Annotated in this window: 23 protein-coding genes; 13 read left to right on the top strand and 10 right to left on the bottom strand. The window is 60.4% G+C overall.

Features of this window, described 5'->3' with window-relative positions:
• Nucleotides 1-111: 111 nt before the first annotated feature.
• Complete coding sequence (locus tag J2Y41_RS15060) at nt 112-705, bottom strand: DUF3043 domain-containing protein (protein ID WP_224090454.1); 594 nt, start codon at nt 703-705, stop codon at nt 112-114.
• A 118-nt stretch (nt 706-823) separates the two neighbouring features.
• On the opposite strand from J2Y41_RS15060, the gene J2Y41_RS15055 reads away from it, so the two are divergent.
• The 5 genes from J2Y41_RS15055 to J2Y41_RS15035 all read left to right on the top strand — a co-directional run bounded on the left by J2Y41_RS15055 (nt 824) and on the right by J2Y41_RS15035 (nt 6,069).
• Entirely contained in the window at nt 824-2,296 is a 1,473-nt protein-coding gene (locus J2Y41_RS15055; RefSeq protein WP_309929676.1) for a dipeptidase, read from the top strand.
• Nucleotides 2,297-2,494: 198 nt separating this feature from the next.
• Nucleotides 2,495-2,884, top strand: a complete 390-nt coding sequence (locus tag J2Y41_RS15050) for an iron-sulfur cluster assembly accessory protein (protein WP_216925609.1) — start codon at nt 2,495-2,497, stop codon at nt 2,882-2,884.
• 182 nt (nt 2,885-3,066) lie between these two features.
• On the top strand, nt 3,067-3,939 hold the full coding sequence (gene coxB / locus J2Y41_RS15045; RefSeq protein WP_224090452.1) for a cytochrome c oxidase subunit II: 873 nt from the start codon (nt 3,067-3,069) through the stop codon (nt 3,937-3,939).
• A gap of 10 nt (nt 3,940-3,949) precedes the next feature.
• The gene (gene ctaD / locus J2Y41_RS15040; protein ID WP_216925611.1) at nt 3,950-5,671 is read left to right on the top strand and encodes a cytochrome c oxidase subunit I; all 1,722 of its coding nucleotides are present in this window, start codon (nt 3,950-3,952) and stop codon (nt 5,669-5,671) included.
• Nucleotides 5,668-6,069 carry a cytochrome c oxidase subunit 4 gene (locus tag J2Y41_RS15035; protein WP_224090450.1) on the top strand — a complete coding sequence of 134 codons (402 nt, stop codon included), beginning with the start codon at nt 5,668-5,670 and terminating at the stop codon, nt 6,067-6,069. The genes ctaD and J2Y41_RS15035 overlap by 4 nt, the downstream gene beginning before the upstream one ends.
• Before the next feature lie 65 nt (nt 6,070-6,134).
• Here the strand turns inward: J2Y41_RS15035 and J2Y41_RS15030 are convergent, their stop codons facing one another.
• On the bottom strand, nt 6,135-6,428 hold the full coding sequence (locus tag J2Y41_RS15030; RefSeq protein WP_224090448.1) for an HPr family phosphocarrier protein: 294 nt from the start codon (nt 6,426-6,428) through the stop codon (nt 6,135-6,137).
• 164 nt (nt 6,429-6,592) lie between these two features.
• Here J2Y41_RS15030 and J2Y41_RS15025 point away from each other — a divergent pair, with 164 nt between their 5' ends.
• Nucleotides 6,593-7,381 (top strand): GntR family transcriptional regulator, encoded by a 789-nt coding sequence (locus tag J2Y41_RS15025; RefSeq protein WP_224090447.1) that lies wholly within the window; start codon nt 6,593-6,595, stop codon nt 7,379-7,381.
• Nucleotides 7,382-7,481: 100 nt separating this feature from the next.
• Here J2Y41_RS15025 and J2Y41_RS15020 read toward each other — a convergent pair whose 3' ends face one another.
• From J2Y41_RS15020 to J2Y41_RS15005, 4 genes are all read right to left on the bottom strand, one after another.
• Nucleotides 7,482-9,155, bottom strand: a complete 1,674-nt coding sequence (locus J2Y41_RS15020; RefSeq protein ID WP_224164438.1) for a cytochrome bc complex cytochrome b subunit — start codon at nt 9,153-9,155, stop codon at nt 7,482-7,484.
• The gene (locus J2Y41_RS15015; protein ID WP_224090445.1) at nt 9,133-10,203 is read right to left on the bottom strand and encodes a ubiquinol-cytochrome c reductase iron-sulfur subunit; all 1,071 of its coding nucleotides are present in this window, start codon (nt 10,201-10,203) and stop codon (nt 9,133-9,135) included. The genes J2Y41_RS15020 and J2Y41_RS15015 overlap by 23 nt, the downstream gene beginning before the upstream one ends.
• A gap of 99 nt (nt 10,204-10,302) precedes the next feature.
• A complete protein-coding gene (locus J2Y41_RS15010) occupies nt 10,303-11,091 on the bottom strand; it encodes a c-type cytochrome (RefSeq protein ID WP_224090444.1) in 789 nt (262 codons plus the stop codon).
• 87 nt (nt 11,092-11,178) lie between these two features.
• The gene (locus tag J2Y41_RS15005; RefSeq protein WP_309929666.1) at nt 11,179-11,817 is read right to left on the bottom strand and encodes a heme-copper oxidase subunit III; all 639 of its coding nucleotides are present in this window, start codon (nt 11,815-11,817) and stop codon (nt 11,179-11,181) included.
• Between the two features lie 148 nt (nt 11,818-11,965).
• On the opposite strand from J2Y41_RS15005, the gene trpD reads away from it, so the two are divergent.
• Complete coding sequence (gene trpD / locus J2Y41_RS15000; RefSeq protein WP_309929664.1) at nt 11,966-13,033, top strand: anthranilate phosphoribosyltransferase; 1,068 nt, start codon at nt 11,966-11,968, stop codon at nt 13,031-13,033.
• Nucleotides 13,034-13,050: 17 nt separating this feature from the next.
• Here the strand turns inward: trpD and J2Y41_RS14995 are convergent, their stop codons facing one another.
• On the bottom strand, nt 13,051-13,329 hold the full coding sequence (locus tag J2Y41_RS14995; RefSeq protein ID WP_223932953.1) for an Lrp/AsnC family transcriptional regulator: 279 nt from the start codon (nt 13,327-13,329) through the stop codon (nt 13,051-13,053).
• A gap of 73 nt (nt 13,330-13,402) precedes the next feature.
• Entirely contained in the window at nt 13,403-13,792 is a 390-nt protein-coding gene (locus J2Y41_RS14990) for a DUF3054 domain-containing protein (RefSeq protein WP_309929661.1), read from the bottom strand.
• Nucleotides 13,793-13,923: 131 nt separating this feature from the next.
• Here J2Y41_RS14990 and J2Y41_RS14985 point away from each other — a divergent pair, with 131 nt between their 5' ends.
• Nucleotides 13,924-14,301, top strand: coding sequence for a VOC family protein (locus J2Y41_RS14985; RefSeq protein WP_309929905.1), 378 nt, complete (start codon nt 13,924-13,926; stop codon nt 14,299-14,301).
• A 173-nt stretch (nt 14,302-14,474) separates the two neighbouring features.
• Here the strand turns inward: J2Y41_RS14985 and J2Y41_RS14980 are convergent, their stop codons facing one another.
• On the bottom strand, nt 14,475-15,659 hold the full coding sequence (locus J2Y41_RS14980; RefSeq protein WP_309929659.1) for a transposase family protein: 1,185 nt from the start codon (nt 15,657-15,659) through the stop codon (nt 14,475-14,477).
• A 206-nt stretch (nt 15,660-15,865) separates the two neighbouring features.
• Here J2Y41_RS14980 and J2Y41_RS14975 point away from each other — a divergent pair, with 206 nt between their 5' ends.
• Both J2Y41_RS14975 and J2Y41_RS14970 read left to right on the top strand, forming a co-directional pair.
• Nucleotides 15,866-16,324 carry a VOC family protein gene (locus tag J2Y41_RS14975; protein ID WP_309929657.1) on the top strand — a complete coding sequence of 153 codons (459 nt, stop codon included), beginning with the start codon at nt 15,866-15,868 and terminating at the stop codon, nt 16,322-16,324.
• A gap of 87 nt (nt 16,325-16,411) precedes the next feature.
• Nucleotides 16,412-16,840, top strand: a complete 429-nt coding sequence (locus J2Y41_RS14970) for a VOC family protein (RefSeq protein WP_224090433.1) — start codon at nt 16,412-16,414, stop codon at nt 16,838-16,840.
• A gap of 75 nt (nt 16,841-16,915) precedes the next feature.
• Here the strand turns inward: J2Y41_RS14970 and J2Y41_RS14965 are convergent, their stop codons facing one another.
• Nucleotides 16,916-17,899, bottom strand: coding sequence for an Lrp/AsnC family transcriptional regulator (locus tag J2Y41_RS14965; protein ID WP_309929653.1), 984 nt, complete (start codon nt 17,897-17,899; stop codon nt 16,916-16,918).
• Nucleotides 17,900-17,999: 100 nt separating this feature from the next.
• Between J2Y41_RS14965 and J2Y41_RS14960 the strand changes: the two genes are divergently transcribed.
• The 3 genes from J2Y41_RS14960 (at nt 18,000) to J2Y41_RS14950 (ending at nt 20,538) form a co-directional block, all read left to right on the top strand.
• Nucleotides 18,000-18,845, top strand: a complete 846-nt coding sequence (locus J2Y41_RS14960; protein WP_309929651.1) for a sigma-70 family RNA polymerase sigma factor — start codon at nt 18,000-18,002, stop codon at nt 18,843-18,845.
• Nucleotides 18,846-19,067: 222 nt separating this feature from the next.
• Nucleotides 19,068-20,192 (top strand): tyrosine-type recombinase/integrase, encoded by a 1,125-nt coding sequence (locus J2Y41_RS14955; RefSeq protein ID WP_309929649.1) that lies wholly within the window; start codon nt 19,068-19,070, stop codon nt 20,190-20,192.
• Nucleotides 20,185-20,538 carry a helix-turn-helix transcriptional regulator gene (locus J2Y41_RS14950; RefSeq protein WP_309929647.1) on the top strand — a complete coding sequence of 118 codons (354 nt, stop codon included), beginning with the start codon at nt 20,185-20,187 and terminating at the stop codon, nt 20,536-20,538. Before J2Y41_RS14955 ends, J2Y41_RS14950 begins: the two co-directional genes overlap by 8 nt.
• Nucleotides 20,539-20,712 lie beyond the last annotated feature (174 nt).

Genomic DNA, 20,712 nt, shown 5'->3' with positions numbered 1-20,712 from the left:
AAAACGTCCACCTGTGAACGAATTGAAACGAAGGCCCCATACGAAGAACCCCGGACCAATGGTCCGGGGTTCTTCGTATGAGTAGTGGGGTCGGGCCTTTTTGGCGTGCCGCTACGCGGGGTACTGGCCTCGCTTGACCTGTGGCTTGGGGAGGCGGAGCTTGCGGAACTGCAGGGCACGCATGCATCCGTACCAGATTGCACCGCGCTCGACTTCGCCGAACTTCTCGCCCAGGCGCTTGCGGAGCTTGCGTGAAAGGATGAAAGCATCCACGAAGACGGCAAGGAACATGATCCAGAATCCAACCAGGACATAAGTAATCTGTGCACTGTTGGCCGGGACGATAAGCGAGATCACCACGAAAAGCAGGGCGCCGAACATCAGGTATTCGCCGAGGCTGAACCGGGCGTCCACATAATCCCGAACGAAGCGCTTCTGGGGACCCTTGTCCCTCAGGGGCAGGTACTTTTCGTCACCTGTATCCAGCGCTTGCCGCATCTTCTGGCGCTGGTCCTGAATCGCGACGCGTTCGGCCTCCTTGGAAGCTTTGCGGTCGTTGGGCACCAGTGGGCGCTTGCGGGCTGCCTCCTGGTCCTTCCGCTTGGGGGTAGGGGCGCCCTTTCCGGCACCCGGCTCCTGGGCGGCGGCTTGGGCCTGGTCTACTACTGCTTGAGCGCTGGGCTCTTCCTTTTTGCGTCCGAACACCCATACAGAATACCCCGCAGGAAGGTGGCGAAGATTACGGACGGCCGTGGTCTCCCTCCAGCCTGGCAGCCCACCGCGCCTTCCTTTGCCTTCCCGAAGTCAGCTGTAAAGTTTGGGCATGACATCAGAACATGCGGAGATCCCGCAGAATCAGCGACGGAACTCCGGCCACAGCACTGAGCGCCCGTCGTCGAACGAGACCATCCGCTCCGAAGTCGTGGCCGCTTTGGCCAAAGCAGTCGATGAGTCATTCAGCGCGACTCTTGGCGCCCTGAAGGACCTTGTCGGTATCCCGGGAATCGCGTGGCCAAGCTTCGAACCCGCCGAACTGGATCGCAGCGCCGAAGCTGTCGCCTCCTTGGTAAGGGCAACGGGAATGGATGACGTACGAATTCTGCGCTGCGACAAACCGGACGGGACGCCCGGGGGTCCCGCCGTCGTCGCCCGCCGTCCGGCCGGCGAGGGCAAGCCCACGATTCTCTTGTACGCGCACCATGACGTCCAGCCGCCAGGCGATCGGGCGCTTTGGGCTTCCGAGCCTTTCATCGCGGAGGAGCGGGCAGGCCGGCTCTATGGTCGCGGCGCGGCTGACGATAAAGCCGGCGTCATGGCCCATCTGGCTGCTTACGCGGCTGCGACAAAGGTCCTGGGGGATGAGTTTGGCCTCGGCGTGACGCTCTTCTTTGAAGGCGAGGAAGAAGCGGGCTCGCCCACCTTCAGGACATTCCTTGAGGAACATCGCGAGCTTCTCCGGTCCGATGTAATCGTCGTGGCGGACTCCAGCAATTGGAAGGTCGGCATTCCTGCCTTGACCACCAGCCTGCGTGGGCTCGTGGATGGCACGTTCGAAGTCCGTGTGCTGGAACATGCGGTGCATTCGGGAATGTACGGTGGCCCGGTGCTGGACGCTCCGACCCTGCTGTCCCGCCTCATCGCGACCCTCCACGACCACGAAGGTAATGTCGCTGTGGCCGGGCTCGTTGGAAATGACAACGTAGCGGTTGACCTGACGGAGGCCGAATACCGCGCCGACGCCTCAGTGCTCGACGGCGTCAAACTCGCCGGCAGCGGGACGATCGGTTCGCGTTTGTGGACCAAGCCGGCGTTGTCCATCATCGGCATGGATGTTCCTGCCGTTGCCGTTGCCTCCAATACGCTCATTCCCTCAGCCCGCGCCAAATTCAGCATGCGCCTGGCTCCCGGACAGGATCCCGACGCCGCTATGGAGGCTTTGAAGAGCCATGTTGAGTCCCACGCACCATTTGGCGTCGAAGTAACATTCACGCCGGGGGAGAGCGGCAATGCCTTTTCGACCGATACCTCGTCGGCAGCTGCCAGGGTGGCACTCTGGGCCTTGGGGGAAGCCTGGGGAGTCCAACCAGTGGAAATGGGAATCGGCGGTTCCATCCCGTTCATCGCCGACCTGACCGAGATGTATCCCGACGTCCAGATTCTGGTGACAGGCGTAGAAGATCCGGATTCCCGCGCCCACAGTGCCAACGAATCGCTGCACATCGGCGATTTCCGTAATGCTGTGCTGGCCGAGTCGCTGATGCTGGCGCGGCTTAACGCCGAAGGCCTTGATGGCTGAGCAGCGCAATGGCGTTACAGGGTGTCGTTTATGGGTGGCGGGGCAGGCCGGGAACAAGTGAATGCGGTCCGTGGTTACGTCAGAAGTTATAGCTCAGCGTCTGCGCGACGTAGCATGGAGCTATAACCCGTACGTAATTGGGTAAGGGCAGGCTGCGTTCCGGCGCCGCCGCCAGGAGCGTCATAAGAAGGTAGGCCAATGAGCACTGCAACCAACGAAAACAGCACCGGAGCACAGCTCGTCCCCGACGAGGAGCTTCCCACGCACGAGGTCAATCTGACCGATGTCGCAGCAGGCAAGGTCCGTAGCCTCCTCGAACAGGAAGGGCGCACCGATCTGCGTCTGCGCGTTGCAGTCCAGCCGGGTGGCTGCTCGGGCTTGATCTACCAGCTCTACTTCGACGAGCGCCTTCTCGACGGCGATGCCGTCCGCGACTACGACGGCGTCGAGGTGGTAGTGGACAAGATGAGCGTGCCCTACCTGAGTGGGGCAAGCATTGACTTCGAGGACACCATCTCGAAGCAGGGCTTCACCATTGATAACCCGAACGCCGGCGGGTCTTGCGCTTGCGGCGACTCGTTCCACTGACGTGAGCTATCGCCGCATGTCGGCGCCCCTCTGTATGCGTTCCAACGCATTCGGAGCCACGGCGCCGACATGTGCGCGAAAACCGCTTCATAGCGGTAAGCTCTACATCGGGTAGTAAAACTTTTAGTGTGCCCGGTGGCCTTTGGCCTGCCGGGAGACAGCAACAAGAGGAAGGGCCGTCTGTGAGTTCGCAGAACCGAACCGGCAGCCGACGCATAAAGATCACCTCGATCACTGGCTTGGCACTAGCCGGCGCGTTGGTTTTGACCGGATGTTCACCAGAGGTAGAGAAGGGTTGGCTGCCAACTGAGCGCGGCACGACCAACCACACTGACCGGATCATGGACCTCTGGGTCAACTCATGGATCGCCGCCTTGGCAGTCGGTATCATCACGTGGGGCCTTCTGGTCTGGTGCATCATCGCTTACCGCCGCCGTAAGGGCACCACGGGATTCCCGAAGCAGCTCAGCTACAACCTGCCGCTTGAGGTCTTCTATTTGACTATTCCGCTGTTCATGGTGCTGGTGTTCTTCTACTTCACCGACCAGGACCAGCGCGCGATCGATGACCGCTCACAGCCGGCAGACGTCGTCGTTGACGTCCGCGGCAAGCAGTGGGCCTGGGACTTCAACTACAAAAAGGGCGAGGTCATCAACGAAGACCTCCACGAGGCCGGCGTTCAAGCCCACCTGACCGGCAACGAAGTCAACAAGGAACTGCTCCCCACGCTGTACTTGCCCGTTGGCAAGTCGGTTGACCTGGAGCTGAACTCCCGCGATGTCATCCACTCTTTCTGGGTTCCGGCCTTCCTTCAGAAGCGGGACATGATCCCTGGCAAGACCAACTACATCAGGTTCACCCCCACCAAAGAGGGCACCTTCGATGGCAAGTGCGCCGAACTCTGCGGTGAATACCACTCCGAAATGCTCTTCCGGGTCAAGGTTGTCTCCGAGTCTGAATTCCAGGCCCACATGGACAAGCTTCGCCAGGACGGCAACACGGGCCTGCTCGGTGCGGAATACGACCGCAACCCGGACCTGACCGAAACCAAGTAAGGGGAGCGACGTGGCTACTTACACTCAATCCGCCGGGACCCTCGAGGCTCCCGTAGTTCCTAAATCCAAGGGACGCATAGTCGTCAACTGGATCACCTCCACGGACCACAAGACCATCGGGTACATGTACCTCATTGCGTCCTTCGTGTTCTTCTGCCTCGGTGGCGTCATGGCGCTGCTGATCCGTGCTGAACTGTTCGAACCTGGCATGCAGATCCTGCAGACCAAGGAACAGTACAACCAGATGTTCACGATGCACGGCACCGTGATGCTGCTGATGTTCGCGACGCCGCTGTTTGCGGGCTTCACGAATGTCATCATGCCCCTGCAGATTGGCGCTCCCGACGTCGCCTTCCCGCGATTGAACGCGTTGGCCTTCTGGTTCTTCCTCTTCGGCTCCACCATTGCAGTGTCCGGATTCATCACGCCGCAGGGTGCTGCATCGTTCGGCTGGTTCGCGTATGCGCCACTGTCGAACACCACCTTTACGCCCGGCGTCGGCGGTGACCTATGGGTCTTTGGCCTTGCACTGTCCGGCTTCGGCACCATCCTTGGTGCAGTGAACTTCATCACCACGATCATCTGCATGCGCGCCCCCGGCATGACCATGTGGCGCATGCCGATCTTCACCTGGAATGCCCTCGTGACGTCCATCCTCGTCCTTATGGCGTTCCCGCCGCTGGCCGCTGCCCTGTTCGCCCTCGGTGCCGACCGCAAATTTGGTGCTCACATCTTCGACCCCGAAAACGGCGGCGCCGTCCTCTGGCAGCACCTCTTCTGGTTCTTCGGCCACCCCGAGGTGTACATCATCGCCCTGCCGTTCTTCGGCATTGTCTCCGAGATCTTCCCGGTGTTCAGCCGGAAGCCGATCTTTGGTTACAAGGGTCTTGTATACGCAACCATCGCAATTGCCGCACTGTCCGTCACTGTCTGGGCACACCACATGTACGTGACCGGTTCCGTGCTCCTTCCGTTCTTCGCCTTCATGACCATGCTGATCGCCGTGCCTACCGGCGTGAAGTTCTTCAACTGGATCGGTACCCTCTGGCAGGGCTCCATCACCTTCGAGACTCCGATGCTCTGGAGTATCGGCTTCCTGGTGACCTTCCTCTTCGGTGGCCTCACGGGTATCATCCTTGCGTCGCCGCCACTGGACTTCCACGTCTCGGACTCCTACTTCGTGGTGGCCCACTTCCACTACGTGGTCTTCGGTACGGTGGTGTTCGCCATGTTCGCCGGCTTCTACTTCTGGTGGCCGAAGTGGACCGGCAAGATGCTGAACGAGCGCCTGGGTAAGATTCACTTCTGGCTTCTCTTCCTTGGCTTCCACGGCACCTTCCTTATCCAGCACTGGTTGGGTGTTGAAGGCATGCCCCGCCGTTACGCCGACTACATGCCGCAGGACAACTTCACCTGGATGAACCAGTTCTCCACTATTTCGTCCTTCGTCCTGGGTGCTTCGCTGCTGCCGTTCTTCTGGAATGTCTACATCACGTGGCGCAGCAACAAGAAGGTTGAAGTTGACGACCCCTGGGGCTTTGGAGCGTCGCTTGAATGGGCGACTTCCTGCCCGCCGCCGCGCCACAACTTCACGTCGCTGCCCCGTATCCGTTCGGAGCGCCCGGCACTGGACCTGCACCACCCTGAGTTGGCCCAGGTCCACACCGCCCAGTCCCCGGACCCCGCAGCAGTGCTGCTGGGCAACGCTGACCAGAAGGACGTTCGCAAGTGAAAATCGAATCGTGGCTCTTTGGAGCAGGAGCATTCTTCTTCGTCCCCGTCGCCATCGCCTACGGCCTCCTGACGGAATGGCATGAGTGGGTCGGCGTTCTGGGCATTCTCCTCGTTGGCGGTCTCGTAGGCATGATCGGCGCCTACTTGGGCTTCACCGGCAAGCGGATCGGCATGCGTCCGGAAGACCGCCCGGATGCTGAAATCCACGAGGGCGCGGGCGAGCAGGGGCACTTCAGCCCGTGGAGCTGGTGGCCGCTGGTTCTTGGCATTGCGTGCGCAAGCGGCTTCCTGGGCCTTGCCGTGGGCTTCTGGATCACCTTCATCGCTGGTGGCCTTGCCGTTGTGGCACTGGTCGGCTGGGTGTTCGAATACAGCCGTGGCGACCACGCACACTAACGGCACAACAACATAACGAGAACGGGCCCCACCTTTTGGTGGGGCCCGTTCTCGTGTTTGGGGCGTCAACGGGCCTGAGTGCCCTCCAGAACGGCAGAAAGGCCTACGAGGGCATTGTCGGCTTCGGAAACAGTTTGATCGTCCTGGAGGGCCTCCACGGCCACCTCAAGGAGTACCTCGCAGCCATGGCCAAAGTCTTCTGTCATGACTTCAAGGAGCGAGCGGGCGTCGACCGGAAGGCCATCCTGCTTCCGTATTGTTACGGGCAGGCCTGTCTCGGTTACTGCCCGGACAAATACCGCTGCTGCTCGAGCATGCAAGCCAATTTCTGCTGCGACGAAGGATTTCTGCTGCGGCAAGCCAGCTCCTTTGCTAAGACGGAATAGCCGTCCGTGAAATTTGATCCATACAAGCGTAGCCGCCCGCGGGCCAGCTCTCCATATCGCTCAGTGCGGCTGGTCTAGACCTGTGCCCTGGCTGATCTACCCTTAAGGCATGACCTATTTGATGTTGGGAGCTCGTCATGCCTGAAGCCACGAGTATCGCCGGTGAAATTGACCGGACCAGCAGCACCCCCATTTACATCCAGCTCCGGGAGATACTGAGGAGTTTCATAGCCCAGTCATGTCCGCCAGGCTCGTCGCTGCCGTCTGAGCGGGACCTTTCCCTACGATTCGGTCTTGCGAGGATGACCGTACGGCAAGCCATTGATGCCTTGGTGGGTGAGGAAGTCATTGAGCGGGTGGTGGGACTCGGTACGTTCGTTAAGAAGCCCAAACTCGATCTCCAGGTGAAGCTGACCTCATACAGCGAGGAGATGCAACGACGAGGGATGGTTCCGGCTGCAAAGGTGTTGAGCTTTGAACAGATTGCCGCCAGTGCTTTTCTGGCGCGGGAGCTTCAGCTTGAGGAAGGCACGCCGTTGGTCCGTTTCCGGCGGTTGCTGTTGGCCGACAACGAACCCATGAGCGTCGACGAGAACTTCATTCCGGCACACCGCGTCCCGGGGCTGTTGGATGAGGCGCCCCCCACTTCGCTCTACAACGTGCTCAGCGAACGCTACGGCCTCGTCATGGAATGGGGCGAGGACATGATTGAGGCCACGGCGGCATCCCCTTCAACGGCGAGGTTGTTGAACGTGGACGTGGGCTCACCCCTGTTAAAGATCCAGCGCCATGCCTTCGTGGCCCGGGCAATGGTGGACTACTCCGTTTCCTACTACCGGGCCGACCGCTACAAGCTTTGGATTCCGCTGCAGCGGCCAGGGGTCCGGCCCACACGCAACTACTCCTCCGGTTACCGAACCCAATAGAGCCGGGAGCGGTCCGTATCGGGTCCATCACACACTGCAAAAACAACAGGGAAGGGCACGATCCTTATGGATCGTGCCCTTCCCTGTTTTCAAGCCGTAACTAGTGGCTGAGGCTCTTCTGGTCCTCGCCAGCTTCGATGGCCTCGTGGTGGCCATGCGCGTGGGCTGCTTCGAGTTCCGCCGGAGTTGCCGGAGCAACACGGTCTTCGAAGAACCACTTGGAGAGTGCTGCACGGCGCTTTTCCTTGCGGGTTACCACCCCGTGCTCGTTCGGCGTCGCCGGCAACGGAACCGGAGATTCGAATCCAACGAGCTTGTAGCGCTTGTACTCGTCCAGGGGAGCGTGTACTTCGATGAACTCACCGTGGGGGAGCCGTACGATGCGGCCGGTCTCACGCCCGTGGAGGGCGATCTCGCGGTCCTTGCGCTGCAGTGCCAGTGCGATTCGCTTGGTCACGATGAAAGCGAGAACCGGGCCGATAAAGAACAGTGTGCGCAGCCAGTACGTGACATCGTTCAGGGATACGTGGAAATGCGTGGCGATGAGGTCCGAACCTGCCGCAGCCCACATGACGCAGTACCAGGTGAAACCGGCAACACCGATCGCGGTACGGGTAGGTGCGTTGCGGGGACGATCAAGGACGTGGTGCTCGCGGTTGTCCTTGGTGACCCAGCGTTCAATCCACGGGTACATGAACAGCACGGTGAAGATGATGCCGGCAGGCACGAGTGCCGGGAGCAGGACGTTCAGGGTCAGCGTGTGTCCGAAGACGATGTACTCAAAGTGGAAGTTGTTGACGACACCAGGCATGAGGCGAAGTGCACCGTCAACGAATCCGATGTACCAGTCAGGCTGGGTACCTGCGGAAACCGGTGAGGGGTCGTAGGGACCGTAGTTCCAGATCGGGTTGATCGTAAAGGCAGCTGCCATGAGGGCCAGCACACCGAAGACGATGAAGAAGAACCCGCCGGCCTTGGCAGCGTAAACCGGGCCGAGGGGGTAGCCGACGACGTTGCCGTCATTGCGCCCAGGGCCGGGGTACTGAGTGTGCTTGTGCACGACAACCATGAACAGGTGAATCACGATCATCAGCAGAATCAGTGCCGGGACCAGAAGGATGTGAAGCACATACAGACGACCAATGATCGCTGTGCCCGGGAATTCTCCACCGAAGAGGAAGAACGAGATGTAGGTACCAATGACCGGAATGGACTTGATAACGCCATCGATGATGCGCAGACCGTTGCCGGAAAGGAGGTCATCGGGGAGGGAGTAGCCAGTGAAGCCGGCAGCCATGGCCAGAATCAGCAGGACGCCGCCCACTACCCAGTTCATTTCACGGGGCTTGCGGAACGCGCCAGTGAAGAACACACGCAGCATGTGGACACCAAGGGATGCCACGAACAGCAGTGCCGCCCAGTGGTGCACCTGACGCATGAAGAGGCCACCGCGGACATCGAAGGAGATGTTCAGCGATGAGCTGTAGGCCACCGACATTTCGACGTTGTACAACGGCGTGTAGGAACCCTGGTAGTGGGTTTCAGCCATCGAGGGGTCGAAGAAGAAGGTCAGGAACGTACCCGACATCAGCAGGATGACGAAGGAGTACAGCGCCACCTCACCGAACATGAATGACCAGTGGTCAGGAAACACCTTCCGGCCGAACTCGCGCAGGATGCCGGAACCGCCTACACGCTCGTCTACGAAGTCAGTGAAACGGCCAACTTTGGTCTTCGCTACGAAGGGGGCTTCAGCTGTTGATGAGGCGCTCATGCTCGTCACGCTCCCAGTAACTCGGTCCTACAGGTTCTTTGAAGTCGCTGGTAGCGACGAGGTAGCCTTCTGCGTCAACTGCGATGGGCAGCTGGGGGAGCGGACGGCTGGCCGGTCCAAAGATGACCTTGCATTCCTGCGTGAGGTCGAACGTGGACTGGTGGCACGGGCACAGCAGGTGGTGGGTCTGCTGCTCGTAAAGAGCAACGGGGCAACCAACGTGCGTGCAGATCTTGGAGTAAGCAACAATGCCGTTGTAGCTCCAGTCCTCGCGGCCCTCGGAAGGGTTCAGCGAGTTCGGATCCAAACGCATCAGCAGAACGACGGCCTTGGCCTTTTCGTTCAGCTTGCCCTCGTGAAGTTCGTTGAGGCCCTCGGGAATGACGTGGAAGGCCGAACCGATGGTGACATCCGAAGCCTTGATGGGAGTGCCATCGGGGTCGCGGGTAAGTCGCTTGAGCTTGCCACCTTCAGGAGCCCACATGGTGTGTGCGAGCTTGTCATCCGGACGCGGTCCCAAGTCGCCGAAAATGGCGAGGGCAGGGAGCGGAGCAAGGGCAACGGCACCAAGAAGGGTGTTGCGGATCAGCGGGCGGCGCTTAATGCCGGTTTCCTCGACGATGTCGTCGACGATACGCACTGCAGCCTGGCGATCTTCCTCATGACGGATAGCGTGGCGCTCCTCCGACACTTCGTGATCGGGCATCAGGGCCTTGGCCCAGTGCACGATACCAGTGCCGATGCCGAGCATTGCGAACGCCGTACCCAGGCCCAGGAGCAGGTTCTGGGTACGGATGTTTGCAATCGTCGAATCGTCGCCCAGATCGATGGCGAAGTACGCCACCAGGAAGATCAGCGTGCCAATGACGGAGGTGCCAAACAAAATGGCTACCTGACGTTCGGCTCGCTTTGCGGCTACCGGGTCCGTGTCAGCCAGGCGCAAACGATGCGGAGGAAGTCCAGGATCCTGGAACTTCTCCACCTCATTCTGACCAGCCGTAGCTACGGTGCCCGAGTGGTTCGGACTGCCGTCACTATGGTTGCCCATAATTCGCCTCATCCTTCTCTCGTTGTCTCGGCCTGAGCCGAGTTAATTTTCAGTTCGAAACTGCTGACCATGCAGCAGAAGTTTGTTGTCTCGTCCGGACTATGACGTGCGTGACGTCAGCCAGATGGTGAAGGCGATGATGACGCCCAAGCCGGCAATCCAGACGAAGAGACCCTCTGATACGGGGCCAAGGGAGCCGAGATCGGCACCGCCCGGCGAGCCGTTGGCTTCGATGGTCTTGAGGAAGGTGATGATGTCGCGCTTACCTTCGGGGGAGACGTTCGAGTCGTTGAACACAGGCATGTTCTGCGGGCCTGTGGCCATGGCTTCGTAGATGTGCTTTCCAGTGACATCGGCCAGCGCCGGAGCGAACTTGCCGCGCGTCAGGGCGCCACCGGCTGCTGCAGCGTTATGGCACATGGCGCAGTTGACTCGGAAGAGCTCGCCACCATTGGCTGCATCTCCCTTTTCGTCAAGGAGGTGCTCTTCCGGAATCGCAGGGCCTGCGCCGAGCGATGCAACGTAAGCGGCCAGTTGGCTGGTCTGCTCCTCGTTGAACTGGACGGGCTTCTTCTGCGCCTGGGGGCCGTTCATCTGCATGGGCATACGGCCGGTGCCAACCTGGAAGTCAACTGCTGCGGCACCCACGCCGACCAGCGAGGGGCCGTCCTTGGTTCCGCTTGCACCCATGCCGTGGCAGGTGGCGCAGTTGGCAGCAAACAATTTGCCGCCTTGTTCTACGTCACTTGCGCTGTAGCTGGTGGTGTCGGCCTTGGCCTGGTTGACAGATGTGGCAACGGCGTACAGCCCACCAGTGAGGAGGAGGCCCATCAGCAGCAGCGCAATGGCTGCCAGTGGGTGACGTCGCTTCTGCGAGAGTGCCTTCACGTGGTGGTTCCTTTATTCGATCCTGCGTCGGCTCCGCGAGCCGCTTCTTGAAATTCTGCCTCTTGTAGAAAAAGAGTCAAAGCCGGGCTACTTCAGGACGTAGATGACCAGGAAGAGGCCAATCCAGACGACGTCAACGAAGTGCCAGTAGTACGAGGTGACGATCGCTGATGTCGCTTCAAAGTGCCCAAACTTCTTGGCGGCAAACGCGCGGCCAATAATGAACAGGAACGCGATCAAACCGCCGATGACGTGCAGGCCGTGGAAGCCTGTGGTCATGTAGAAGGCGGAACCGTAGGCATTGGATGACAGGGAAACGTGCTCGGAGACGAGCATGGCGTACTCCGTTGTCTGTCCGGCCACGAAGAAGGCACCCATGATGAAGGTGAGAACGAACCATTCGCTCATGCCCCAGCGGGTGAACTGCAGGCGTCCGCCGGTGCGGCGCGGTTCAAGCCGCTCAGCGGCGAAGACGCCCATCTGGCAAGTAAAGGAACTGGCCACGAGGACGATCGTGTTGACGAGCGCAAACGGGAAGTTGAGCTTGGCCGACTCCTCGGCCCACATCAGTCCCGATGTGGAACGCAGGGTGAAGTACATGGCAAAGAGACCGGCGAAGAACATCAACTCACTGGACAGCCAAACAACGGTTCCAACAGAAACCAGATTGGGGCGGTTCAGCGTCGGGTGCGCCGGGGTACTGGGGGCATGGGTCGCAGATGTCACAAGGACATTATGTCTGTAAAAGTCCAGAGTTCCCAATGCAAACCACCGATTCGGGAGACTTTTTCTACAAAGACGCGAAATCGCGCGGAAAAGTTCCCGGTCAGGTTCACATTGGTCATCGACGTAGCCCGGTCGATAGCATCAGGGGGTGACTTCTCCGGCATCGGCACCTGCAGCCAGCAATACCTGGCCAGGGCTCATCTCAGCACTGATCAACGGCGACGACCTTTCAGTGGGCAACACTGAGTGGGCCATGAACACGATCATGGCCGGCGAAGCGACTCCTGCCCAGATCGCGGGTTTCCTGGTTGCCCTTCGCGCTAAGGGCGAAACAGTGGAAGAACTGGCCGGTCTTGTGGAGGCGATGCTCCAGAATGCCAACCCGATACAGATCTCCGGTGAAAAGCTGGACATCGTGGGCACGGGCGGGGACAGGCTCAACACCGTCAACATCTCAACCATGGCAGCCCTTGTTGCGGCCGGTGCGGGCGCGAAAGTCGTCAAGCACGGAAACCGGGCGGCGTCGTCTACGTCCGGCTCTGCTGATGTATTGGAAGCCCTGGGTGTCCGCCTGGACCTTTCCATTGAGCAGGTTGCCCGGAATGCGGAGGAGGCGGGAATCACATTCTGCTTTGCGCAGGTTTTCCATCCCTCGTTCCGTCATACTGCGGTACCCCGGCGGGAGCTGGCAGTGCCCACGGCCTTCAATTTTCTCGGCCCCATGACCAATCCTGCTCATGTCCAGGCCTCGGCAGTCGGCGTCGCCAACGACCGGATGGCTCCTCTGGTAGCGGGAGTCCTTGCCCGTCGCGGCAGCCGCGGCCTCGTGTTCCGCGGTGACGATGGGCTGGACGAATTGACGCCCACAGGCCCATCGACCGTCTGGGAGATTAGGAACGGAACTGTCACTGAACAGGTCTTCTCACCCGCTGAGCTCGGTATCGAACCGTCCACCGTTGCGGATCTGCGGGGCGGGGACGCCGCTGCAAATGCAGTGGTTGTGCGTGAGGTCCTTGACGGCAAGACAGGTCCTGTGCGTGATGCTGTCCTCTTGAATGCCGCCGCTGGCTTGGTGTCCGTTGATCTGAACGCCGACGGTGACCTTTTGGATCGGATGCGGGCTGCCTTCACACTGGCAGCCGACTCCGTTGATTCAGGTAAGGCCGCCGGTGTCCTGACCAAGTGGATTGCCCTTAGCCAGGCCTCCAAGGGCTAGTCCAGGGGTTCTTGGCCCTATTCGAATCCCAAGGCAAAGGCGGCGTCGAGATCGTGCTGCGAGTACGCACGGAACGCTATGTGCGTAGTGGTGTGGACCACTGAATCCACCTTCGACAGGCGGTCAGCAATGACGTCCGCGAGGTCTTCATGCTTGGACACTCTGGCTACAGCGATCAGGTCCCATTCTCCAGTGACGGAATAGACCTCACTGATGCCTTGGATGGCCGAAATCTGCTCGGCGGTTTCCGGAATGCGCGAAGCGTCGGTCTTGATCAGGACGAAAGCGGTGATCACGTGGGGCCTTTCCGGAAAAGCTTCATTGCGGACGCACTTCAGCCTAGTACATGGGAGAAGCCGGGGAACCTTTTCAGGCCTTGGAGTGGCGCTTTCGTGACGCACGCAGAATTAGCGCGAGAATGGCGCGGTAGCCGAGCAGGAAAACACCCAGGCTGATTAGTGCCACGATGACAAAGGGCAACACCACCGTCTGGCCGGTTACCGCCCTGAGCAGCATGCCGATCACTACGGCACCGATCCAGACAGAAACGCCGGAAGGCCAGAGGGCATAGGGCGCACGCCAAACCCTTGCGACCAGCCAGGCAACGCCGGCACCGGCGAGGAAGGGCCAGGCTGTGACAAAGGCACCCGTGACGATGTCGCCCCGGGCGTGGGCATCCCGGCCAATTGCGGCGAAGACAAGAATCAATACGAGGTCGGCGGCGGCAGCAGGGATCCAGGATCTGGGCGATGATGGCATGTTCTGACATTATCCGGGTGGAAGTGCTGGCGCGAAGTTGACGGGCCGCAGGTTCTCTCTTGCGCTTGGTTTCTGCTGCGTCCACGATGACTGACAGGAACAAGGACGCACCCCACTTACTGGAGGAGATCATGCGATTCGTTCAAGTAGCCCAGCACGCCGAGGACCTGAAGCGCGCGGCGGCCTTCTACGCTGCACTGCTGGGCGCCGATCCCAAGGCCTTCTACGACCCTCCCGGGCTCCTCTTCTTTGACGTCGGTGGCGTGCGGCTTCTGCTGGAGAAGGGAGCGCCATCATCCCTGCTCTATTTCGAGGTTGGAGACCTGCATGGCACGGTGGCGGCAATGAGGAGCAGGGGTGTGAAGATCATTTCGGAGCCGCACATCATCTTCACCCATGAGGATGACCTCCTCGGACCGGCCGATTCAGAGGAGTGGATGGCCTTCATCGAGGACAGCGAGGCCAATACCGTAGGCCTGGTCAGCCGGATCAGGACGGCAGGAGACTAACTCGTGCTTGATCTGCCGGCCGCGCCGGCTGGTGCGCATCACGCATCCGGCGACAACCGCCGTCGGGCGCCTGTCGCCTCATTGCAATACCTCCGGGAAGAGTAATACGTTGCCTCATTTGAAAACCTCCGGATGGGTGGGTTCGTTGCCTCGGTGAAGTGCCTCCGGGAGGCCTAGTGGTTCCAGGCGCGGTTTACGGGTTTGATGGGTGCTGGTTTCTTGGCCAGGGCCAGTGTTTCCAGCTGTCCGGTGAGCGCCAGGATCTGGCGTGAGAGGGCTCCGGGCTTGATGCTTTTGAAGGCGGCGTTCATCTGGATGACCAGGCGTTTGTGCATCCGTTCATGCCGGATCGCGCGTTGGTGGGGTGTGGCGGGGGCGTCGTGTTTCTTGGTGACTTTCGCGCCGTGCCGCTGCTTGGAGAGTAGTTTCTGCTGGGGCAGCAGGTAGTTGGTGAAGACACGGTCCAGCTCCCAGATCTCGTTGAGTTTGGCCAGTTCCTCGGCGGTGTCGTAGCGCAGGTAGCCGACCAGTTCCCGGACCCGGGCCCAGTTCTTCTGCTCCACGTGGGCTCCGTCGTTTTTGTTGCCGGGCCGGGAGCGGGTGAAGGTGATCTCGTGCGCGTGGCAGTAGGCCAGCAGATGCTCGTTGATGAACTCGGAACCGTTGTCTGAATCGATGCCGATGATGGGGAACGGGAACACGGCAGTGACATGTTCGAGCGCCTCGAAGACCCATTTGGCGGCCTTGTTCCGCACCGACCGGTTCACGGTCCAGCCCGTGGCGATGTCCGTCACCGTCAGGGTGCAGCAGAACTCGCCGAAGCTGTTGCCTCCCTCGTGGCCCACCAGGTCGATCTCCACGAACCCCGGGACGGCGTCATCCCATTCGGCCCAGGTGCGGACCGGGATCTGGGATTTGAGCAGCGTGCCCGGCTTGGTATGGGACCGTCCCCGCGGGAAAAGTTTCGCCCGCTCGCCCGCGAGTTTCCGGTCGATGGTCGCTGCGCTCATCCGGATCAGCAGACCGGCCTGCCCATCGGTCAGTTCAAGCTCCCGGTCCCGGCGCAGCAGCGGCACCAGGACAGGCAGCATCGGGGCCAGCAGCCTGCCGGCAGGGGCGCGCAGCACGGCCCAGCATTTGATGAGGGCAGGCAGCAGATCAGGCCCGTACACCGGGGTCCTGCCCGGGCGTGGCCTGACGATCTTCAATACCAGGGCATCCCGCAAGGCCGCCCGGGCGTAGTCGCGGTGCCATCCGGTCAGGTCGACCAGTTCGTTCAGGATCCGGGACTTCCCGGCACGATCAGCACCCTTATACGCGAGGGCTTTCTTCTTCGTCACAGCTTGCCGCTGGGCCATCGTTAGCTCCATGAAAACGGGCATAGCCCCCGACCGCCGCCACCCTTGCGAACCACGCCGCTACGCGGAGGTTTTCAAATGAGGCAACGTATCCGGCTACGCGGAGGTTTTCAATGAGTCAACGCGGGGCGTTGTGTGGTGGAACCCACGCGACTAGCCTCAGTCGGGGGACAAGGGGTTCCTCACGATCCTGGAGGACTTGCAGAATGCAGAAGATTTCCACCTGTTTGTGGTTTGACGGCCGGGCGGCGGAGGCGGCGGAGTTCTACACGTCGACATTTGATGATTCATCCATCCTGACATCGATGCCGGGTCCAGGCGGAGACGTTCTTACGGTCGACTTTGAGATTGAAGGGCGTCAGTTCATGGCCCTGAACGGGGGACCAGCTTTCACCTTCAACGAGGCAGTTTCCCTCGTGGTGAACTGCGATTCGCAGGACGAGGTGGACCGCTACTGGAATGCGCTCTTGGAAGGAGGAGGAGAAGAAAGCCAATGCGGATGGTTGAAGGACAGGTTTGGCTTGTCGTGGCAGATCGTCCCTGTTGGGATGCCGGGCCTGTTGAATGGTCCGGATCCGGCTGGTTCCCAGCGGGCAATGGAAGCCATGTTGAAGATGCGGAAGCTTGACATCAACGTTCTGCAAAAGGCGTACGACGGCGACTGAAAGTTCGGGGGACAGGCGCCTTTGGCGCTGCCAGCATTACCGCACGGTGACGTGCGCACCTATTACAACCATGAGGAGAACTGACTAATGACAACCCGCCTCAACCCATATATCTCGTTCCGCGATAATGCCAGGGACGCAATCAACTTCTACGAGTCCGTCTTCGGCGGCGAACTGACGCTCAGCACTTTTGGCGAATATCAGGCAAGCGAAGACCCCGCCGAAGCGGAGAAGGTCATGCACTCAATGCTGGTAACGCCCAACGGCCTGACGCTGATGGCTGCCGACACGCCGAACAGCATGGACTACAACCCGGGCAACAACATCTCGGTGTCGCTAAGCGGCCAGTCCGAGGATGAAGCCGAACTTCGTGGTTACTGGGACAAACTCGCCGACGGCGGTACCGTCACCATGCCGCTCGAAAGCGCACCGTGGGGCGACACCTTCGGGATGTGTGTGGACAAGTTCGGCATCGCCTGGTTGGTCAATATTGCAGGTGAGCAACAGGGGCAGTAGCAGACCAAGCCCGGAGCAAAATAGAAGCGAATGCCTCGTCCGACACGCGTTGGACGAGGCATTCCCATTAAGGCCTTACATGATGCGGCGGCCGGAAGAATCCAGCCTGATGCCGACATGCTTTGGTGTTCGCAGTACGACCGAGCGGTCCATGATTTCCACCATGGGCAACTTTTCACCCAGTTGCCGCTCGAGAATGGTCATGTCATCGAGACGGCGCAGCCAGACTGACATCACAATCGAATACAGCCCGCCTGTGGTGGCTACCAGACGCACTTCTCCGAGACCCACCAACCGGCCCGCCACTGCCTCCGTCTGCGTGGCTGGTACGCGGAGGAAATACCAAACGTTGACCGGCCAAGGGGACAATGAACGGGCGATTTCCAAACGAACCACCAGCCGGTCCTGGGCCAGGGCCGCATCCAAAGCGCTCTTCGCGCGCGGGGGGCTGATTCCCAACTTTTGGGATATTTCAGTTATCGAGGCTCGACCATCAGCGCGAAGGATCCAAAAAAGCCGCTCTTCCAGATCTGCCGATGCGCCCTTCGCGGCCGCACGTGGTTGAGGTGCTTCGCGCTCTATGAGTTTTACCTCGTGGTCCTGCAGGGAGCGCAACCGCCAACTCCGCGCATCCGCCAGGAGATTGATGACTGGATGCGTTCTTGTACTGCGGATTCCTTTGATGGCTGGCAAGCGGTCCAAAACGAATCGTGCGAGGGAAGCTTCATCGCGGCTCACGACGGTGATGACCATGTCCCTGCCACCTGCGGTGTGATCGATCGAGAGCACGTCCGGATCGGCGTCAAGCTCTTCGGTCACGCCTGACATGTGGGCAGGTGCGCACTCAATTTCCACCAGGGCAAAAGCGACATTGGAACCGATGCCACGGTAGGTCGCTACCCATGCCAGCCCTTCCGCAGAAAGAAAATTCCAGCGTCGGGCCAAGGTGACTGCATCGGCACCCACCCCGGGTGCCAAGGCCGTCCATGGTGCCCGGGGACGGATTTGAAGGGCGTGCAGGAGTTTGAGGTCCCGTTCATCAAAGTCGAAATCCTGCATGGAACGTCTACTTCCAACAAATTGTCTGCGTTTTGAGTGTGACCAATCACTTGCTGCCTAGATTCTAGGCGTCATTGCTCAAGCACTTCGGAAGGCAGCCATGCTTGCTCCCGTCCGGCCGTTCGGCCGCGTCCAATCTTCGTCGACGGCTCAGCGAGTACAAGTGCTTCCCAATCCTGCACAAAGTCACCAGGGGAGGGGAGCGGGCCAACACTCGTTGGCGGCGGGGGAGAGTGACACAATCCTGCTCGCTTCCGTGCGTGGGGGCGACTCTGGATCCTACGAGGAACTTTTCCGCCGGTACCAAGGCATTGCCACCCATGTTGCCCGGGCTGAATCGGATAATCCAATGGATGCCGACGACGTGGTCTCCGAGGCGTTTGCATCGATCCTGGAATCCCTGCTGGCGGGCAGGGGACCCGTGGACTCATTCAGGGCTTATCTCGTGACCACCGTTCGGCGAATGTCGCACCGCCGAAATCTGCAGGTCGGACGGGCAACGACGACGGTGAGAGGCGTTGCGGGTCAGGTCGTGGTTATCGATGATGATCCTGTGCTCAAAGACTTCGAGAATACGATCCTTATGCTGGCTTTCCGTTCCCTTCCATCCCGCTGGCAGACCGTACTTTGGCACGTGGACGTTGAAGACTCGAAGCCGGCTGCAGCGGCACAAGCCATGGACCTGACTCCAAACGCTGTGTCGTCATTGCTCATCCGCGCACGGGAGTGTCTCCGGCAGGCGTACCTCCAAAAACACGTGCAGGAATCAGCTGCGGACCCCTGCACGGACTTTTCACGCTACTTCGGTAAATACGTCCGAAATGCCGTGCGCCAGGCCGCCCAGGAGAAAGTTCGCCGGCACCTGGACGATTGCCTGCGTTGCGCAGGGGTGTTGGCCGAGTTGGTGGAAGTTCAGTCAGGAATGAAACGGGCGCGAGTGCTGTAATCAACGTTTACTTTACATAATGTAGATTATCGGCGTTAAAACAACGGGAGTAGAAGCAGCTGCGAGAACTCCCGCCCCATGACGAATCCAGCGTTTCCGCAGGTCAGCCGGGCTTTGCCCGGCGCGCGCATTCCTCACGCCAACGACTGAATTTGCCCTCGGATCGCTTATGGCTATAGGTTTCCTGCATCTAATGCATGTTTCCATGGTTTAGGGGGCGTGGTGGGTAATGCCGTTCCGGGTTTCGTCCCGCGGATGCTGGTGGATCCGGACATTGGGCTGTTCCGGGCTGATGAACGGGTTTTCACTGCCATGCTCGATGGCTGGCGCGCGCAGATGCTGGCACGCGGCCTCACGACTCAGACCATCAAGCAGCGCGGCCAGCTGCTGGAGCGTTTTCAGCGCTTCACGGGTGAATTTCCGTGGCAATGGCGTCCCGCCGATATCGATGATTTCCTGGCCGATCTGCGCTCGGGCGACAAGCCAATCAGCCTGAAAACGTTGCGCTCGTACAGCAACGCCGTGGCGATGTTCTGCTCTTACTTGACGCATCCTGGCTATGGCTGGGGCGAGTTCTGCGAACGGACTTTCGGCGATATTCCGAGCCAGATCTGCTTCGAGTGGAACATGCCACGGCACACCACCGATGATGCCGTCCCGGCGAAGAAGCGGTCCTTCACCAAGGCGGAACTGCAGCGACTATTCGACTACATCGATGACCTTGTCGACCGGGAATACGCCGCCGGCAGCAAACGATGGCTGCCCCTTTTCCGCGACTCGGTGGCGTTCAAGGTCTGCTACGCCTACGGGCTTCGCCGCCGCGAAATGACCATGCTGGACCTGGAAGACTTCGGCCCGAACCCGCACGTCAGTGACTACGGCCGGTTCGGAGCCCTCCAGGTTCGATTCGCTAAAGGCACGGCAGGCTCAGGACCCAGACGGCGCACAGTGTTGACCGTTCCGGAGTTCGACTGGGTCGTGGACCAGCTCAAGACCTGGACATCCGGAGGGCTGCGGCAGCAGTTTCCGACCGCTGAACGGTCCTCGGCTCTTTGGCCGAGCGAGCGTGGCGCCCGGATGTCCCTGGGCTCTTTCGGGGATGCGTTCGCAGCCGCGCGGGATGCCGTCGGTCTGCCCCAGGAGCTGGGTCTGCATTGCCTCAGGCATTCCTATGTGACCCACCTGATCGAAGCCGGCTATGACGCGGCCTTCGTGCAGACTCAGGTTGGGCACTCCTACGCCTCGACCACCGGGCTCTACACGTCGGTATCGTCGGACTTCAAGCAGAAATCCGTGCAGCAGATGATTGCACGCCGCATCGCGAACTTGGAGGACCCAGATGCCTGAACAGCGCCGGATCGGCTACCGCTGGAACCTGCGAGCCCTGATGGCAAAGCAGAACCTGTGGAAGACCACCGAACTGATGCCGCTCCTGAAATCCCGTGGCATCAACCTTTCCGAAAGCCAGGTCTACAGGTTGGTCACCTCCACGCCGGAGCGCATTCCGGCCAAGACATTCGCGGCGCTCTGCGACATCCTGGACTGCACACCCAACGACCTGTTCGAACCATTCGTGGAGATGCGCGCCGCGGCGACAGCGAACGCCCCGAAGCGCAGTGAAGACCTCGGCATCCAACCAGGCAACCCCATCGCACGACGTGTCCGCCTCGTCGCTCCCGAAGACGGTGAGTAGGCCACGCAAAGCAGAGGACCCGATCCGCTGGCCGGTTCCCTGCAGTCGCTGCGGCCAGCACCACCAAACGGTCGCGCGCTGGCCAGACGGCGGCGTTTGCGGCTACTGCTATCAGCAGGCAAAGCGCACCCGCGGGGTCTGCGCCTGCGGCCATGAAGGTGTTCTTCCGGGAAT

Source organism: Arthrobacter sp. 1088, from assembly GCF_031455315.1.
In the GTDB taxonomy this organism is placed as follows: domain Bacteria; phylum Actinomycetota; class Actinomycetes; order Actinomycetales; family Micrococcaceae; genus Arthrobacter.
This window is presented reverse-complemented; position numbering and strand designations above follow the sequence as displayed.

Excerpts from the sequence above, each read along its gene's own strand:
- J2Y41_RS14985 (WP_309929905.1), top strand. The coding sequence starts at position 13,924 with ATGCGATTCGTTCAAGTAGCCCAGCACGCCGAGGACCTGAAGCGCGCG.
- J2Y41_RS14965 (WP_309929653.1), bottom strand. The coding sequence starts at position 17,899 with ATGCAGGATTTCGACTTTGATGAACGGGACCTCAAACTCCTGCACGCC.
- J2Y41_RS15055 (WP_309929676.1), top strand. The coding sequence starts at position 824 with ATGACATCAGAACATGCGGAGATCCCGCAGAATCAGCGACGGAACTCC.
- J2Y41_RS14980 (WP_309929659.1), bottom strand. The coding sequence starts at position 15,659 with ATGGCCCAGCGGCAAGCTGTGACGAAGAAGAAAGCCCTCGCGTATAAG.
- J2Y41_RS14990 (WP_309929661.1), bottom strand. The coding sequence starts at position 13,792 with ATGCCATCATCGCCCAGATCCTGGATCCCTGCTGCCGCCGCCGACCTC.
- J2Y41_RS14975 (WP_309929657.1), top strand. The coding sequence starts at position 15,866 with ATGCAGAAGATTTCCACCTGTTTGTGGTTTGACGGCCGGGCGGCGGAG.
- J2Y41_RS15015 (WP_224090445.1), bottom strand. The coding sequence starts at position 10,203 with ATGGGCAACCATAGTGACGGCAGTCCGAACCACTCGGGCACCGTAGCT.
- J2Y41_RS14960 (WP_309929651.1), top strand. The coding sequence starts at position 18,000 with ATGCTTGCTCCCGTCCGGCCGTTCGGCCGCGTCCAATCTTCGTCGACG.
- J2Y41_RS14950 (WP_309929647.1), top strand. The coding sequence starts at position 20,185 with ATGCCTGAACAGCGCCGGATCGGCTACCGCTGGAACCTGCGAGCCCTG.
- J2Y41_RS14970 (WP_224090433.1), top strand. The coding sequence starts at position 16,412 with ATGACAACCCGCCTCAACCCATATATCTCGTTCCGCGATAATGCCAGG.
- J2Y41_RS15025 (WP_224090447.1), top strand. The coding sequence starts at position 6,593 with ATGCCTGAAGCCACGAGTATCGCCGGTGAAATTGACCGGACCAGCAGC.
- J2Y41_RS15050 (WP_216925609.1), top strand. The coding sequence starts at position 2,495 with ATGAGCACTGCAACCAACGAAAACAGCACCGGAGCACAGCTCGTCCCC.
- J2Y41_RS15020 (WP_224164438.1), bottom strand. The coding sequence starts at position 9,155 with ATGAGCGCCTCATCAACAGCTGAAGCCCCCTTCGTAGCGAAGACCAAA.